16 protein-coding genes, 1 tRNA gene and 1 pseudogene are annotated in these 14,144 nt (G+C 59.3%); 7 read left to right on the top strand and 11 right to left on the bottom strand.

Going from position 1 to position 14,144, the window contains the following annotated elements; all coding sequences use genetic code 11:
- Positions 1-10: 10 nt before the first annotated feature.
- The 7 genes from E3Z29_RS15295 to mug form a co-directional block, all read right to left on the bottom strand.
- Positions 11-1,999, bottom strand: coding sequence for a U32 family peptidase (locus tag E3Z29_RS15295; RefSeq protein ID WP_098968376.1), 1,989 nt, complete (start codon positions 1,997-1,999; stop codon positions 11-13).
- Between the two features lie 217 nt (positions 2,000-2,216).
- Positions 2,217-2,597 carry a RidA family protein gene (locus E3Z29_RS15285; protein ID WP_007969250.1) on the bottom strand — a complete coding sequence of 127 codons (381 nt, stop codon included), beginning with the start codon at positions 2,595-2,597 and terminating at the stop codon, positions 2,217-2,219.
- Between the two features lie 172 nt (positions 2,598-2,769).
- Positions 2,770-2,844, bottom strand: a tRNA-Gln gene (locus E3Z29_RS15280).
- 137 nt (positions 2,845-2,981) lie between these two features.
- A complete protein-coding gene (locus E3Z29_RS15275) occupies positions 2,982-3,365 on the bottom strand; it encodes a DUF1801 domain-containing protein (protein ID WP_134786171.1) in 384 nt (127 codons plus the stop codon).
- Between the two features lie 24 nt (positions 3,366-3,389).
- A complete protein-coding gene (locus E3Z29_RS15270) occupies positions 3,390-3,785 on the bottom strand; it encodes a hypothetical protein (protein WP_134786170.1) in 396 nt (131 codons plus the stop codon).
- A gap of 174 nt (positions 3,786-3,959) precedes the next feature.
- Positions 3,960-4,301 (bottom strand): hypothetical protein, encoded by a 342-nt coding sequence (locus E3Z29_RS15265; protein ID WP_098968373.1) that lies wholly within the window; start codon positions 4,299-4,301, stop codon positions 3,960-3,962.
- A gap of 375 nt (positions 4,302-4,676) precedes the next feature.
- The gene (gene mug, locus E3Z29_RS15260) at positions 4,677-5,198 is read right to left on the bottom strand and encodes a G/U mismatch-specific DNA glycosylase (RefSeq protein WP_134787571.1); all 522 of its coding nucleotides are present in this window, start codon (positions 5,196-5,198) and stop codon (positions 4,677-4,679) included.
- Positions 5,199-5,284: 86 nt separating this feature from the next.
- Between mug and E3Z29_RS15255 the strand changes: the two genes are divergently transcribed.
- The gene (locus E3Z29_RS15255) at positions 5,285-6,229 is read left to right on the top strand and encodes a LysR family transcriptional regulator (RefSeq protein ID WP_134786169.1); all 945 of its coding nucleotides are present in this window, start codon (positions 5,285-5,287) and stop codon (positions 6,227-6,229) included.
- A 45-nt stretch (positions 6,230-6,274) separates the two neighbouring features.
- On the opposite strand, the gene E3Z29_RS15250 is transcribed toward E3Z29_RS15255, so the two are convergent.
- The 4 genes from E3Z29_RS15250 to E3Z29_RS15235 form a co-directional block, all read right to left on the bottom strand.
- Positions 6,275-6,526, bottom strand: a complete 252-nt coding sequence (locus E3Z29_RS15250) for a DUF2790 domain-containing protein (protein WP_098968370.1) — start codon at positions 6,524-6,526, stop codon at positions 6,275-6,277.
- 370 nt (positions 6,527-6,896) lie between these two features.
- Entirely contained in the window at positions 6,897-8,165 is a 1,269-nt protein-coding gene (locus tag E3Z29_RS15245; protein WP_134786168.1) for a DUF1479 domain-containing protein, read from the bottom strand.
- A gap of 117 nt (positions 8,166-8,282) precedes the next feature.
- On the bottom strand, positions 8,283-9,155 hold the full coding sequence (locus E3Z29_RS15240) for an AraC family transcriptional regulator (RefSeq protein WP_134786167.1): 873 nt from the start codon (positions 9,153-9,155) through the stop codon (positions 8,283-8,285).
- A gap of 55 nt (positions 9,156-9,210) precedes the next feature.
- Complete coding sequence (locus E3Z29_RS15235) at positions 9,211-9,663, bottom strand: Lrp/AsnC family transcriptional regulator (protein WP_045122414.1); 453 nt, start codon at positions 9,661-9,663, stop codon at positions 9,211-9,213.
- A gap of 179 nt (positions 9,664-9,842) precedes the next feature.
- Here E3Z29_RS15235 and E3Z29_RS15230 point away from each other — a divergent pair, with 179 nt between their 5' ends.
- The 6 genes and pseudogenes from E3Z29_RS15230 (at position 9,843) to E3Z29_RS15205 (ending at position 14,040) form a co-directional block, all read left to right on the top strand.
- On the top strand, positions 9,843-10,460 hold the full coding sequence (locus tag E3Z29_RS15230) for a LysE family translocator (protein ID WP_098968506.1): 618 nt from the start codon (positions 9,843-9,845) through the stop codon (positions 10,458-10,460).
- 25 nt (positions 10,461-10,485) lie between these two features.
- Positions 10,486-11,328 carry a 3-methyl-2-oxobutanoate hydroxymethyltransferase gene (panB, locus tag E3Z29_RS15225; protein WP_003224363.1) on the top strand — a complete coding sequence of 281 codons (843 nt, stop codon included), beginning with the start codon at positions 10,486-10,488 and terminating at the stop codon, positions 11,326-11,328.
- Positions 11,329-11,354: 26 nt separating this feature from the next.
- A pseudogene (locus tag E3Z29_RS15220) lies at positions 11,355-11,829 on the top strand (MaoC family dehydratase).
- 363 nt (positions 11,830-12,192) lie between these two features.
- A complete protein-coding gene (locus tag E3Z29_RS15215; RefSeq protein ID WP_134786166.1) occupies positions 12,193-12,555 on the top strand; it encodes a DUF6124 family protein in 363 nt (120 codons plus the stop codon).
- A 214-nt stretch (positions 12,556-12,769) separates the two neighbouring features.
- The gene (locus tag E3Z29_RS15210; protein WP_098968364.1) at positions 12,770-13,312 is read left to right on the top strand and encodes a PAAR domain-containing protein; all 543 of its coding nucleotides are present in this window, start codon (positions 12,770-12,772) and stop codon (positions 13,310-13,312) included.
- Positions 13,312-14,040 (top strand): peptidoglycan recognition family protein, encoded by a 729-nt coding sequence (locus E3Z29_RS15205; RefSeq protein WP_098968363.1) that lies wholly within the window; start codon positions 13,312-13,314, stop codon positions 14,038-14,040. The genes E3Z29_RS15210 and E3Z29_RS15205 overlap by 1 nt, the downstream gene beginning before the upstream one ends.
- Positions 14,041-14,144: the final 104 nt, after the last annotated feature.

Raw genomic sequence — 14,144 nt, 5'->3', positions numbered from 1 at the left:
CGCCCGTCACTCAGTGTGGCGCGCGCGGGATGGTTTTCAGCAGGTCTTCCGGGCTGATGTGGCCAACCACGCTGCCCGGTTGCGGCATGTTGAGGATGTGGCCTTTCATCTTGCCGATGATGTGCATCTCGCACGGCTTGCAGTCGAACTTCAGGGTCAGCACTTCGTCGCCGTGAATCAGCTGCATCGGCGCGACCTTGGTGCGCACACCGGTCACGCCCTTGGCCTGTTTCGGGCACAGGTTGAACGAGAAACGCAGGCAGTGCTTGGTGATCATCACCGGCACTTCACCGGCCTCTTCGTGCGCCTCGTAGGCCGCATCGATCAGCTTCACGCCATGACGGTGATAGAAGTCGCGCGCCTTCTGGTTGTAGACGTTGGCCAGGAACGACAGGTGCGACTCCGGGTACACCGGCGGTGGCGTGGTTTCAGCCTTGCGGCTGCCACGCGGATGCGCCGCGACACGGGCGGCCGTCAGGGCTTCGATGACTTCACGGCGCAAGGCCTTGAGCTGCGAGTTCGGAATGAAGAACGCCTGCGGTGCATCGAGCTTGATGTCGGTGGCGTGGTACTGGGTGGTACCGAGCTGACCGAGCAGATCCTGCAATTGCTCCAGCGCCTGTTCCGGCTTGTTGGCCACACCGAACGGACCGTTGAGGGTCACGCTGGCACTGATCCCCTCTTCACTGGTCGCGGTCACTTCCAGCTGTTCTTCACGCAGACGCGCGACCCAGCTCAATGCGATACGACGCTCGGCAGAGGTCTTCTGCAGCGCCTGTTGCCAGTTGTGGTCGAGATTGCGGTTCAGCGGATGATTCGGCCGCAGCTTGTACAGGCCTTCGGGCATTTCGTTCGGCTCGACGCGGTAGCGATAGCGCTTCTCGCCGTCTTCTTCGAACTCGCCCTTTGGCTCGGCGATGTTGGCGCGGAAACCCACGACTTCACGCTTGACCAGCACGTTGAGGCCATCGCCGTTGGACAGCGGTTCCTGCGTCACCACCTGGATGTCACGCTTGCCGACTTTCTCGACGGTGCCCACTGGCAGACCGGTGAAGGTCGGCGAATCGAACGCGCCGATGTCGATCTTGCGATCGGTGACGAAGTAGTCGGTGCTGCCACGGTGGAAAGTCTTTTCCGGGTCCGGCAGGAAGAAGTGCGCGGTACGGCCGCTGGAGGCGCGAGCCAGGTCCGGGCGGTCTTCGAGCACGTCGTCAAGGCGCTGGCGGTAATAGGCGGTGATGTTCTTCACATAGCCCATGTCCTTGTAGCGACCTTCGATCTTGAACGAGCGCACACCGGCTTCGACCAGCGCGCGAATGTTGGCGCTCTGGTTGTTGTCCTTCATCGACAGCAGGTGTTTTTCGTAGGCGATCACCCCACCCTTTTCGTCTTTCAGGGTGTACGGCAAACGGCAGGCCTGCGAGCAGTCGCCACGGTTGGCGCTGCGCCCGGTCTGCGCGTGGGAAATGTTGCACTGCCCGGAGAACGCCACGCACAGTGCGCCGTGAATGAAGAACTCGATGGCGGCATCGGTTTCGTCGGCGATGGCGCGGATTTCTTTCAGGTTCAGCTCGCGGGCCAGTACCAGTTGCGAGAAACCGGCCTGATCAAGGAACTTCGCCCGCTCCAGCGTGCGGATGTCAGTCTGGGTACTGGCATGCAGCTCGATCGGCGGGATGTCCAGTTCCATCACGCCCAGATCCTGGACGATCAGCGCGTCGACACCGGCGTCGTACAACTGGTGGATCAGCTTGCGCGCCGGCTCCAGTTCGTTGTCGTGCAGGATGGTGTTGATGGTGGTGAAAATGCGCGCGTGATAACGGCGGGCAAACTCCACCAGCTCGGCGATTTCGCTCACCTCGTTGCAGGCGTTGTGGCGCGCGCCGAAGCTCGGGCCACCGATGTACACGGCATCGGCGCCGTGCAGGATCGCCTCGCGGGCAATCGCCACGTCACGGGCGGGGCTGAGCAATTCCAGATGATGCTTGGGCAAGGACATAGTTTTTTTAGTCAGGCTGTCACGGTTAAGGCGCGCATTGTAGCCGCGAAACGCCCGAGCGGCACGCCTGTGCTGCCAAGTGGCAGATGACCTCGCTCCAATCCGACACGAGAGTCTCCTGTAGGAGTGAGCCTGCTCGCGATGATGGTGGCACAGTCAACGTTGATGGTGGCTGATTTACCGCTATCGCGAGCAGGCTCACTCCTACAGGGGGCGGTCAGGCCTTGGCAGCCATCGCGGTGACTTCCACGCGCATGCCTTCCACCGCCAGCGACGCCACGCCCACCGCGGCGCGCACCGGCCATGGCTTGGCGAAGAAGCGCTTGTAGACTTCGTTGAACGCCGCACGGTCGGCCATATCGGTGAGGTAGATGGTCAAGTGCATGACGCGATCCATCGAACTGCCGGCCCGCTCCAGCGCCACTTTCAGCGCCTGCAGGGTGCATTCGCTTTGCTGGGTGATGTCGCCCAGCTCCAGACTGCCGTCGGCGCGGGTCGGGATCTGGGTCGAAACCAGAATGCCGTTGAAACCGACGACGTCGGAGGAAATCGAATCTGCATCCGGATCAGGGGTGAAGCTGAGGTCTTGATTAGCCATGAAAGTCTCTTGTCTGGAGAGATTGAGGGTCGCCGGCCAACAACGCGCCGGGACTTTCGCGCGGGCAGTTTACATCAGTCCCCCGCTCCGGCTCAGGCAACTGTCAGCCCCAGCCACAAATCGCGCGCATAAAAAAACGCCAGCCCTTTCGGACTGGCGTTTTTTCTGAATATGGCAGGGGCGGCTGGATTCGAACCAACGCATGGCAGGATCAAAACCTGCTGCCTTACCGCTTGGCGACGCCCCTGTATCTCAAGCTCTGTAACAAGCTCTGCGAGAATGGGCCGCAATTTACCAACCTTTTTTTGATCTGGGAAGCCCTGAGTGCAAAAAAATTTGTTTTAAAACAGCCAGTTATTTCTGACCCAAGGCAAGCGCAACGATTCACTTCGAAAAATTCAGCGCAATCGCCTCGCGAATCAGCGCTTGCAAGGCCCGCTCATCGACCGGGTCGCCCTCGTGAAAATCAATCGCCCGGCGGGTGTTGCCCTCAAGGCTGGCGTTGAACAACCCCGCAGGATCAGCCAGCGCCGCGCCCTTGGCGAAGGTCATCTTCACCGCCGCCTTGTAAGTCTCCCCGGTGCAAATGATCCCGCCCCGTGACCACACCGGAACACCGCGCCACTTCCACTCCTCCACCACCTCGGGATCGGCCTGGTGCATGACCTTGCGAATCTCGCCGAGGATCGCTCCGCGCCAATCGTCCAGTTCAGCGATTCGAGCGTCGATGAGTGCCGAAGCATCGATGGGTGGTATTTTGGATTTCATGGCAAGTGTTCTCTTCGATGTGGTTTACAAGCCGATTTGCTTGAGCCCCTCACGCATCCCTTGATCCGCTTGCTCGCACCATTGCTTGAGGCTCAGATCCGGCGGCAGGTTGCCTTCCAGGCTCTTGTATTGACCGTCGGCCAACACTTCGCCCTTGCGACCGCGACCTTCGTTCTTGTCGCCATCGGCCTTGTCGAACTCGCCCGGCATATTCGCAACGAATGCCACCATCTTGTTGGCGTTTTCAGTGCTATCCGCTTTCAGGTAGCCCTTGTCGACGCAATGCTTGATCAGGCCCGACATGTTGCGACCGCTGTCATACATGCTTTTCAGGGTAGCGGGATCTGGTGCTTCTGCACGGGCCAGGGAAGAGGCGCCTAAAGTGGCAGCCAGTGCGAGGATCACAGCGGTGTTTTTCATGTTTAGTCCTTTAAATAGTATTGAAGAGTGATATCAGGTCATTTTCAAACCACGAGAACGCGATCAATTGCGACTTCATGTTGTCAGCCCTTTGACCCAGCCTCTGATCTTCCAATCTTGATTCACGAGATCAATTACAACGTGGAACCGGTGGTCAAACGGCTTCAATATTTCTTAATCGGCCATCCAGACATCTCCATAGCCAGCTGTATCGATGATGAAATTTGCGCCGGTGGGCAAACAAAGATAATTCACAGTCTGGGGCAGCATTTCACTCAGGTGGTGAACATGGACAGGCTTGTAAAAATCATCCGCCGCCGAGTACTCACCGCAGTGAATGAACCAACTGATATTGCCGTCCGTAGGCAATTGCACTCTTGTGCCGTAGATAGGCGACTGGCCAAGCGATTCGATAGCAACCGCAACCAGCTCTTCAGGCGGTTGCACAGGCATTCCATATTTACTACAGATTTCTTTCTGCGCTTCGTCCGGATAAACAGCTTCAGGCTTTTGCATTGATCAGATCCCCAGCTTGGTTTTCATACATTTTGAATACGATGATGTATGCCCACCCTGTTTTAGGCCATGGGGATGCTCTTCTACCCTGAAAATACACAACCGACAGGCACCATTGCCTGTCCGGGTGCCTGCTCAGAGATCAAACTCCGTGCCAGCCATCACCTAGCCATTATGGATCAAGGGGTTGGCGGCAATGCCTTTGTGTTTAGGCGTTTAAAATTTCGATAAACAGAAAAAAGTGCGCAAGAAGTTGCGCAGTACTGTGCAACTTCTTGCGCACTTGGCTGGAGGGCACGGTTTATAAGGGTTTGAAGTAGATTCTCGGGTGAAATCCGTGAAACAACTGCGCAACTTTTTGCGCAGTGGTGATGTTTAGATTTTCGACGCTGACGACGCCACTTGCAGTTGACGATAAGCGTCGACCAACTGCTGAAGATTGAACGCGAGGTTCCTCCCGCTCGGGTTCGGCAACACCCACACGTGCGCGCCGCCGAAGGTCCTTGCCTGCGGCCCCCACGCCACCACCTTCTGCCCCGACAACGCCGCATACGCAGACTTGCCGAGAAACGCCACATAGCGCGGCGCATGGCTGCTGATTTTCTGCTCAAAGCCCTGGGCGGCAGCGGCGAACTCTTGCGCCGCCAATTGATCCGCCCGCGCCGTCGGCCGATCGACCACCGCCGTCAAGCCGCAGCCAAATTGCAGGATGCTTCGATCCTCCTCCGCCGGCACCTCATGCGGGGTGAACCCGGCCAAGTGCAAGGTGCGCCAGAAGCGATTACTGCGCCCGGCAAAATGATGCCCCTGCGCCGCCGCGAGCAATCCCGGATTGATCCCGCAGAACACCACCGAAAGCCCCGGCGCCAGAATGTCTTCAAGCCCTTCACCCGCCATGCGCCCGCCCTCATTCGCAAACATTTGCACCACCACCCACGGCAAACCCTAGAATGGCCATCCCAGCCACAGAGCCAAGCACAACGATGGACGTTATTCAGACCCTGCGCTGCTTCGTCGCCGTGGCCCAGAGCGGCAGCTTCACCGCTGCGGCCGACGTGCTCGACACCACCACGACCAACGTCTCCAAAGCCGTCTCCAGCCTCGAAGCCCGGCTGCACACGCGCCTGATCAACCGCACCACTCGCCGCCTCGCCCTGACCGAAGCCGGCGTGCGTTATTTGCAGCGCGCCGAAAAAATCCTCGATGACCTGCGCGAAGCCGATGAAGAAGCCGGCACCGCCCAGACCTTGCCGGTCGGGCGTCTGAAGATCCACGCCATGGCCGCCATCGGCAACCACTACGTGATCAATGCAATCGCCCGTTACCGCGAGATTCACCCCACGGTGATGTTCGATCTGACCCTGAGCAATCGCCTGCCCGACCTGCTCGAAGAAAGCTACGACATGTCGATCGTCCTCGCCCGCGACCTGCCGGATTCCGGTTTCGTCGCGCAACGCCTGGGCAGCACTTACAGCATCCTCTGCGCCTCGCCGGCGTACCTGGCCAAACACGGCCACCCCGCCACACCCGCCGACCTCGCCGCGCACGACTGCCTGCGCATCGTCAACACGGTGATGCCCGCAGACAACTGGGTGTTCGAAGGGCCTCAAGGCATGGAAACCCAGAATATCCCCGACTCCCCTTTCCACATCAACACCGCCGACGGCATGGCCACGGCGATCAGAAATGGCATGGGCATCGGCATTCAGCCGCTGGCATCAGCCGTCGAAGGATTGGTCGGAGGCACACTGGTGCGGGTACTGCCGCAGTACCGCCTGGAGGAATACAACCTGTTCGCGATCTACCCGTCGCGCAAATTCGTCGACGCCAAAATCAAGACCTGGGTGGAGTTCCTGAAAACCGCCATCCCGCAACTGTTGGCATCGGATGAAGACATGGCTGGGGCCAAGCAACTCGCTGATGCTTAGTGCCGCAGACCTGGAGTGTCGACCCTCCAGCACCGGCATCGACCATTAACCGTTAGAGCAACCGCTGCCCATCACTTGGTATTGCACGACGTGTTGCGCGCCGGTTGAGTCGTCATAAGTCATCTGCACCGGCACCGCGCCGCACTGATTGGCAGTGTCGGAGATCGACACCACGTGAGCGATGTCGAGTTGGCTGGCGGAGTTGTACGCCTCGACTTGTGCGGTTTCATCCGCCGCAAAGGCTTGCGCGCCGATACCGCCTAGGGCCAGAAGAAGAGCGATTTTTGCAAGTTTCATGATGTTCACCGTCTCGTGGGGAACCGTGTTTGTTCACGGAGTGGAGACGATGTTAGGGGTTCAAGCGCACGGCAAAAATCGGTCGGCTGGACAAACACTGTGTCCAGAATGGTGATGAATAAGTCCAGACACCGTGGGTGCCCTTTTCGCGAGCAGGCTCACTCCTACAGTGGATTTTGCAGTGCTCACGAATGTTGTGGCGGGCGCAAAACCTGTAGGAGTGAGCCTGCTCGCGATGGCGCCAGCCCAGTCAACAAAGAACCCGAGACGACCGCCAGCGACCAGACAACACAAAACCCATGGCGAGAGGTTTAGCGATACGTCGCACCGTCCCGATGGGCCGCGAATCGGCCCCAAACCCCAAACTCACCTACTCCAACCCAAGCCCCGCACGCCCCATCGAATTCAGACGCTCCACCGGAAAACGCTCCACCCACGCCCGCTCATAATCCTCCCGCGGAAAATCATCCGGCGACGCCCCCTGCTCAAACGCCCTGAACACATCCCGCGCATAGCGCAGATTCTTCGCACACATCGGCGCCGCCGGCACGTACATCACGTTGCCCCAGCCCTGCTGATTCTCCACCGGCGCGACGCTATGGATCACATCGCAATGCCACCAAACCGAATCGCCGGCCTGCACATCCGGAATCGGACTTAGCCCCTCGATAAGCAGCGGATGCCATTGCCGCGATACCGGCAGCACCTTGCCCGGCGCCACCCCACACAACTCGTCTTCGGGCACGTCATCGAGCAGCGGCCGCAGCAGCAGGTACGCCATCGCCGTGGGGATCGGCAGGGTGTGCAGCACGCCTTGATCGGCCTGCATGTCCGACAGCGCAGTCCAGCCCTGAAACGTGCGAAACGCCGAACACTTCACCGTGTCCTTGTAGGCGTATTCATCCACCTCGGTACGAAACGCCGCATCCCACGGGTCGTAGGCCGCGAAGTCGTTGCTGTAGATTTTGTCGAAGACCTTCAAATACGCCGGATGCAGCCAGCGCTCCAGCGCCCCGGAATCGGTGTGCGGGCCAAGGCCTTTCGAGTGCGTGCCCGGCGGACGCCGACGTACCCGATCCGGATACAGCGCGTTGATGTCCGGATTGAACCAGTCCTGACCGTGCGAATGAGTCTTCCACAACCGATTGAGAAACGCCTGCGCCGTGCCCATCCGCTCATGCTGGCGCAACTGCATTTGCGCCGCCGACCAATAGATCGGAAAAATCTCCGGCCGCGACGCCTCAAGATTGCCGAAAAACTGGTCGGCCGGCCCACGGTAAAACGCATCGAACCGGTTCTTGTCGAGGTAATCCAGTAACCCCTGGTCCCACTGCAACACCTGCTCGCGGGGGAAGTGATTGCGGATCACCACGCAACCGCGACGCTTGATCAACGCCAGTTGCTCGGCAGTCACTGTGCCAGCGGCGATGTCAGCGAACTCCAGCACCGGCCAGCCCGACCCGGTCTGCGCCTCCTGGGCTTTGATCGACGCAATCTCGCCGGCAATAAACTCACTGACCTCGGCAAACAGCCCCTGCACATCGCCGATCTGCGCGCGCAAGGTGCGTTTCATTTTGACGATACTTTCGCGGTAATTCTCCGGAAGCGTTGCGCTCTCGAATGCCTGGTATTTGCTCATCGGGGGACCTGCAGACCTTGTTGTTGGTGCAGGTATGGGACCACTTCCGATGGTGTCGGCGGCAGCCTGATTTGCCGCGTCAAGTAATACGATTGTGGCGTTGTAGCGGCGCGCTGCTTACTGAAAGTGATGACCGTGCTGACGACGAAACTCCGAAGGCGTCAGCCCCTTCAACGCCTTGAACTGCCGATTGAACAGCGCCAGCGACGAGTACCCTACTTCGTCGGCAATCAGCGAAACCGTCGTATTCCCCTGCATCAACAACGCACAGGCGTGTCCGACTCTTAGCCGTACGATGTAGTCCAACGCCGTGCAGCGCGTATGACGGCGGAACATCCGATGGAACGCCGACACACTGACGCACGCCATCACGGCCAACGCTGGAATGCTGATGGCCTGGGCGTAGTGACCATGCAAATAATCCAGAACCCGGTGGATGCGCGGGTCTTCAACAATCTGGCTGCCAGCCTGCGAGTCCGACGCAGAGAGGATTCGCCTGGCATCGACGTCCCGCGTCAGTTTGCTCAACACGGTCAACAGCGCGATCAAACGCTCGGCCGGCTCCTGCTCAACCATCGCCTCGATCAGCGGCCGAATCTCCCGCGACGCTGCCGCACTGAAACTCAACGCCTGCCGCGCCGCCACAAGTAATTGCCGCAGCGACCCCATCTCCGGAAACAACGTCACCAGCGACTCCGCCCACGCCGCCGAAAACCAGATCACCAACGCCACATGCGGTTGCCCGGCGTCGACCCGCTCCGCCGACGACCAGCTATGCGGCACATTCGGCCCGACCAGAATCAGATCGCCGTCATCGTAAGCCGCGACGTCATTGCCGATATAGCGATGGCCACGACTGTTCAAGGTCAGCGTCAGTTCGTACTCGGGGTGGTGGTGCCACTCAAACGGAATTGCCCCTGGCAGGCGCCGGTTCAGCAGCGTCCAGGAGGCAGTGGCTTCGGTGGGGATTTTTTCGAAACTGGGTTTCATGGTGGACGATTCTGCTCTGTGGCGTGGGAGGCACGCCCCGATCGTATCACTCTGTTTACAACGGCAACGGTCGATCCTGCACCACGCGCTTCATCACCAGCGTCGAGGTCAGCCGCTGCACATTCGGCAAAGTCGAAAGGCACTCGTCATACAGGCGCTGAAACGCTGGCAAATCCTGAGCGATGACGTGCAGCAAATAATCCGGTTCGCCGAACAACCGTTGCGCATCCACCACCTGCGGAATCTCCACCAGCGCCGCCTCGAACGCCTCCACCGCTTGCCGGTCGCCTTCGCGCAACGTGGCGAAGACCATCGCGGAAAAGTTCAGGCCCAGTGCGGCGGGGTCGAGTTTTGCCCGGTAGCCGAGCAGCACCCCGGACTCTTCCAGCGCCCGCACGCGGCGGTGGCAGGGTGAAAGGCTCAGGCCCACGCGATCGGCCAGTTCGGTGACCGACAGCCGACCATCCTTTTGCAGCTCAGCAAGAATCTTCCGATCAGTTCTGTCCACGCAATAAAACCTTCTAATCTGATGCGCCATGACGAGCATCTTTGGAAAAATATTCTAGCCGAGTTTGCTTATTCTCCCTCAACCAAAAACTGCCGCACCGCTGCAACCGGCGCGGCACTTGATTGATGGAAAACCAACATGAGCAAAGCAACGCCACGTCAACGGCCATGGGTGACGCCATGACCTTCAGCGTATTCGCCGCTTTCTGGGCGGTATCGATTCTGTTTGTGATCACCCCCGGCGCCGACTGGGCCTACGCGATTTCCGCAGGCTTGAAGCACCGCGTCGTACTCCCCGCCGTGGGCGGTCTGCTGTCCGGGCACTTACTCGCGACGCTGATTGTGGCGGCCGGGGTAGGCACGCTGATCGCCGGACATCCGCTGGCCCTGACAGCACTGACCGTAGCCGGCGCCGGTTACCTGCTGTGGCTGGGCGCCAATCTGTTCGCCCGCCCTTCCACTCCGCACGCCGCAGCGAGCCAGACCAGCGACTCATGGGCGCGCTGGGCCTTGAAGGGTCTTTGCGTGAGCGGGCTCAACCCGAAAGTGTTCTTGCTGTTTCTCGCCCTGTTGCCGCAATTCACCGACGCCGGCGCGCCGTGGCCCGTGCCGCTGCAAATGGTCGCGCTCGGCCTGGTGCATACCGCCAGTTGCGCGGTGATCTATCTGCTGGTCGGGTTTGGCTCACAGGTGGTACTGCGCGCCCGGCCTGCAGCGGCACGCAGGGTCAGTCGAGTTTCAGGGCTGATCATGATTGCGATTGCGCTGGGGCTGCTGATCGAACAGCTGCACGCCTGATTCTTCCTCCTGACGAGATCTGCCAATGACCGAACACACCTCACCCTACGACACCACTGCCCTAACCAAGCCGGCAACACGCCTGCGCATCCCGCAGCTCAAACAGATGAAAGTCGAAGGGCGCAAATGGGCGATGCTGACCGCGTACGACATGTACAGCGCAGTAATTTTCGAGGACGCCGGCATTCCCGTCCTGCTGGTCGGCGACTCAGCGTCCAACAACGTGTTTGGCAACGACTCGACCTTGGCCGTGACCGTCGACGAACTGCTCCCGCTGGTGCGCGCCGTCACCCGATCAACCCGGCGGGCCTTGGTCATCGCCGACCTGCCCTTCGGCTCGTACCAGGTTTCACCCGAACAATGCCTGCAAACCGCCGTGCGTTTCATGAAGGAGGCTGGCGCCCATGCGGTGAAGATCGAGGGCGGTGTCGAATTGCTGCCACACATCGCCAAGCTCAGCGTCTCGGGCATCCCGGTCATGGCCCACATCGGTTTCACCCCGCAGATGGAACATCAATTGGGCGGCTATCGTGTACAAGGTCGGGGCGAAGACGGGCAGCGCCTGATCGACAGCGCCAAAGCGCTGGAAGCCGCCGGCGCGTTCGCCCTGCTGATCGAAATGGTGCCCGGCGACGTTGGCGCAGCGATCACTCAAGCGGTGGCGATCCCCACTGTGGGCATCGGCGCCGGCAATCAGTGCGACGCGCAAGTGCTGGTCTGGCAAGACATGGCCGGCCTGCGCCAGGGACGTCTGCCGCGCTTCGTCAAACAGTACGCCGACCTGCGCAGCGTCCTGCAAACGGCGGCCAGAGACTTCGCCGACGACGTACAGGCCGGCACCTTCCCCGGCCCCGAACACACCTTTTAACCAACCGCCAGCAGCAGGAGGCCCCCATGCAAACCCCGAGACAACGCGCCGCCGAAGGCCTCAAGGTGGGCGACCGCTTCAACGTCGTCCGCCGTTTCACACCCGACGACGTCCATCACTTCGCGCAACTGTCCCGCGACTACAACCCCGTCCACTGCGACGCGCACTATGCGCAACTGCGAGCATTCAAAGCGCCGATCACCCACGGCCTGCTCACGGCCAGCCTGATGACCGAAATCGGCGGCCAGATCGGCTGGCTCGCCACCGGCATGAACCTCCAGTTCAAGCGCCCCGTCTATCCCGGCGAAACCATCACCTGCCACTGGGCTCATCACCAGCATCGACGAGCGAGGCCACGCAACAGCCGAAGTCAGCGTCTTCAACGAACAACACATCACCGTGCTCGAAGCTATCACCACCGGCGTCCTGCCCGGCGCGCCAGAACGCGAATACATGAAACACATGCTGGCCGAGGGCGACCCTACCAATGGCGCGCGATGACGCGTTTAAACAGAGTTGTTTATATGACACCCGGTGTTACGTCCCCAAGGCTACAACGCCTTGCGCCATTGCCTACGACTACGCCAGAATCCGCCGGCTTGTGCGCCTAGAGTGCGGGTTCTATCGTGGGTCGGTCGCTGATAAAGCAGCGATCGGGTTTGGTAGCCCGGTTTCACACATGGCGCAAAACGTCACCTTACGCAGATGCCCTTCTGGCGCCTGTGTTTTATGGTGGCCATGCGCAGGGCGCTTTCGAGCGCGCCGGTTTTTCCATGTGTGCCGGTCTACCAACCTTCGTAATGGCCACCACCCTCGTTTGGTAGCGAATGTGATGGTTCCCTTAGCCACATATGGAGCGTCACTATGTTCAAGGTCACACCAAACCCACCCGTAACCGAAACGGTCTCACCCTACGAATCCTCCGATTCCCGAAAACTCAGCGAAGCCGCCGAACGCGCCCTCGACCACTACCTGAACCCCGCCAGCCAAATCATGGCCACGCCCTACACACCCAACGCCATGTTCCTGGCCAACCCCAAAATCGCCACCGAGGAATTGCTGGCGAACGCCAGTGAATCACTGGGTTCGGCAACGGTGATGTTGGGGGATGTGGCCGCGCTGGTGGAGGGGCCGATTCGCAAGACGCTGCTGGGCATTGCGCAGGTGGTGATGCTGGGGGAACTGGCGGTGAATCAGGCGTTGGATAATGTTGTGCCGACGGCATAACGAACGCTCCCTCCTTGGCGGCGTTAAATAGGTCGCCACGGAGGGACTAACTAGAAACAGGAACGCGTTAGGCATCTGCCTTCAGGACGAACCGATAGGCGAATTCTCAGATTCCCAACATCTCGCTCCGAAAGCTCAAGATCGCCCTGCTATGGTTTGCAGCCTGCCTCTATGCCAGACTTCGACTGCCGTTACTTCTACAAGGATGTTCAAGATGTCGGGCAAACCTGCCGCTCGTATTACCGATCCCACGTCCTGCCCACTACCAGGGCACGGAGTCAACCCAATAGCCTCTGGGTCTCCAGACGTTTTCTTCGATGGCTTGGCTGCCGCACGACAGACTGACAAGAGCGCATGTGGGAGCGCAATTGTCGGAGACGTCGCCTCCACGGTTCTCATCAATGGCTTGCCCGCAGCAACCTTGGGTAGCACGGGGGCTCATGGCAACAATGTCATCAGTGGCTCCGGTACCGTAATCATTGGCAATTCGCATACTCCCGCGCCGTTTACGCCTCCACTGCCGTTAGTCCTGCCTAATACCTTTGGTCAATCATTCAGCGTGCTCAATAGCGAGACCGGTGAGCCATTGGCACTCAGGGATTTTGTTGCAACCATCGACGGGGTAAAAATCACGGGCGTCACGGATGCAAATGGAGTTGCTCACGTAAAGGCGCCATCGAAAGACTCAAAAATCTCTCTGCACGTCATATTTAATGCTCCGGCAAGAACACTCGACGAACTGTCGGAGGGGCAGTAATGGCTGACAATTTCTCAACGAAAGCGACCGCTCAAAAAATCAAACCCGGCGAGTTCATGTGCCCCATCCCGGTAAAAGTCGATGATCGTGCGGCGACACGCGAAGCGATCATTCAAAGCTTTCGAAAGGCAGGTGGCGTCTTTACCGAACGCTCTAGTTGGGGAGCGGCCAAGGCCAAACCTGACATGGAAAAGGATTGGGACTATTCAATGATTGCTCTGCATCATGCCGGGCGCTCATACGAATGCACTCCAGGCGGAAGCAAGCAGATGAAAGGCGTTCAATCCCATCACATGGGTAACGGCTTTGACGATATCGGCTACCACTATGGGATCGCTTGCGACGGAACGGTTCTCGAAGGCCGTGACATCAGGTTTCTAGGGTCGAACGTTCACCTGTTCAACACAGGCGTGATCGGAATAGTGCTTCTGGAAAACCTGACTACTGCAGAGGAAGGCGGAGACATCGTTGCGAAAGGCAGGGAAACCCTGGAGTACTTCGGGGTTAGCACAACAAATGTCATACCTGCGGCACAGATTGACTCGTTACTGCGATTGATCAAAGTGCTTAAAGACGTTTTTCTGATCAAGAATTTTGGCGGCCACCGGGAGTACCCCGGCCAAGTGAGTGAAGGGAAAATCTGCCCCGGCAACATTGGCATGGAGCTTGTCAGAAACATCCGCACCAAGACCGGACTTCTCCCACCACCGAAGCCAGGCGCGGAATGAAATATTTTATATTTGCAGGATTGGTCTCGCTTTTAATCATCCTGAACGTGGGCTTCTATAACGAAGTATCTGATGGTGAGGTCAATCGAGTTTTCTTCATTAAG

It is taken from the genome of Pseudomonas sp. S150 (assembly GCF_004526365.1).
In the GTDB taxonomy this organism is placed as follows: domain Bacteria; phylum Pseudomonadota; class Gammaproteobacteria; order Pseudomonadales; family Pseudomonadaceae; genus Aquipseudomonas; species Aquipseudomonas putida_A.
This window is presented reverse-complemented; position numbering and strand designations above follow the sequence as displayed.

Bases quoted from the DNA above. Each gene is read 5' to 3' on its own strand.
- E3Z29_RS15295 (WP_098968376.1), bottom strand. From the start codon at position 1,999: ATGTCCTTGCCCAAGCATCATCTGGAATTGCTCAGCCCCGCCCGTGAC.
- E3Z29_RS15285 (WP_007969250.1), bottom strand. From the start codon at position 2,597: ATGGCTAATCAAGACCTCAGCTTCACCCCTGATCCGGATGCAGATTCG.
- E3Z29_RS15275 (WP_134786171.1), bottom strand. From the start codon at position 3,365: ATGAAATCCAAAATACCACCCATCGATGCTTCGGCACTCATCGACGCT.
- E3Z29_RS15270 (WP_134786170.1), bottom strand. From the start codon at position 3,785: ATGAAAAACACCGCTGTGATCCTCGCACTGGCTGCCACTTTAGGCGCC.
- E3Z29_RS15265 (WP_098968373.1), bottom strand. From the start codon at position 4,301: ATGCAAAAGCCTGAAGCTGTTTATCCGGACGAAGCGCAGAAAGAAATC.
- mug (WP_134787571.1), bottom strand. From the start codon at position 5,198: ATGGCGGGTGAAGGGCTTGAAGACATTCTGGCGCCGGGGCTTTCGGTG.
- E3Z29_RS15255 (WP_134786169.1), top strand. From the start codon at position 5,285: ATGGACGTTATTCAGACCCTGCGCTGCTTCGTCGCCGTGGCCCAGAGC.
- E3Z29_RS15250 (WP_098968370.1), bottom strand. From the start codon at position 6,526: ATGAAACTTGCAAAAATCGCTCTTCTTCTGGCCCTAGGCGGTATCGGC.
- E3Z29_RS15245 (WP_134786168.1), bottom strand. From the start codon at position 8,165: ATGAGCAAATACCAGGCATTCGAGAGCGCAACGCTTCCGGAGAATTAC.
- E3Z29_RS15240 (WP_134786167.1), bottom strand. From the start codon at position 9,155: ATGAAACCCAGTTTCGAAAAAATCCCCACCGAAGCCACTGCCTCCTGG.
- E3Z29_RS15230 (WP_098968506.1), top strand. From the start codon at position 9,843: ATGACCTTCAGCGTATTCGCCGCTTTCTGGGCGGTATCGATTCTGTTT.
- panB (WP_003224363.1), top strand. From the start codon at position 10,486: ATGACCGAACACACCTCACCCTACGACACCACTGCCCTAACCAAGCCG.
- E3Z29_RS15215 (WP_134786166.1), top strand. From the start codon at position 12,193: ATGTTCAAGGTCACACCAAACCCACCCGTAACCGAAACGGTCTCACCC.
- E3Z29_RS15210 (WP_098968364.1), top strand. From the start codon at position 12,770: ATGTCGGGCAAACCTGCCGCTCGTATTACCGATCCCACGTCCTGCCCA.
- E3Z29_RS15205 (WP_098968363.1), top strand. From the start codon at position 13,312: ATGGCTGACAATTTCTCAACGAAAGCGACCGCTCAAAAAATCAAACCC.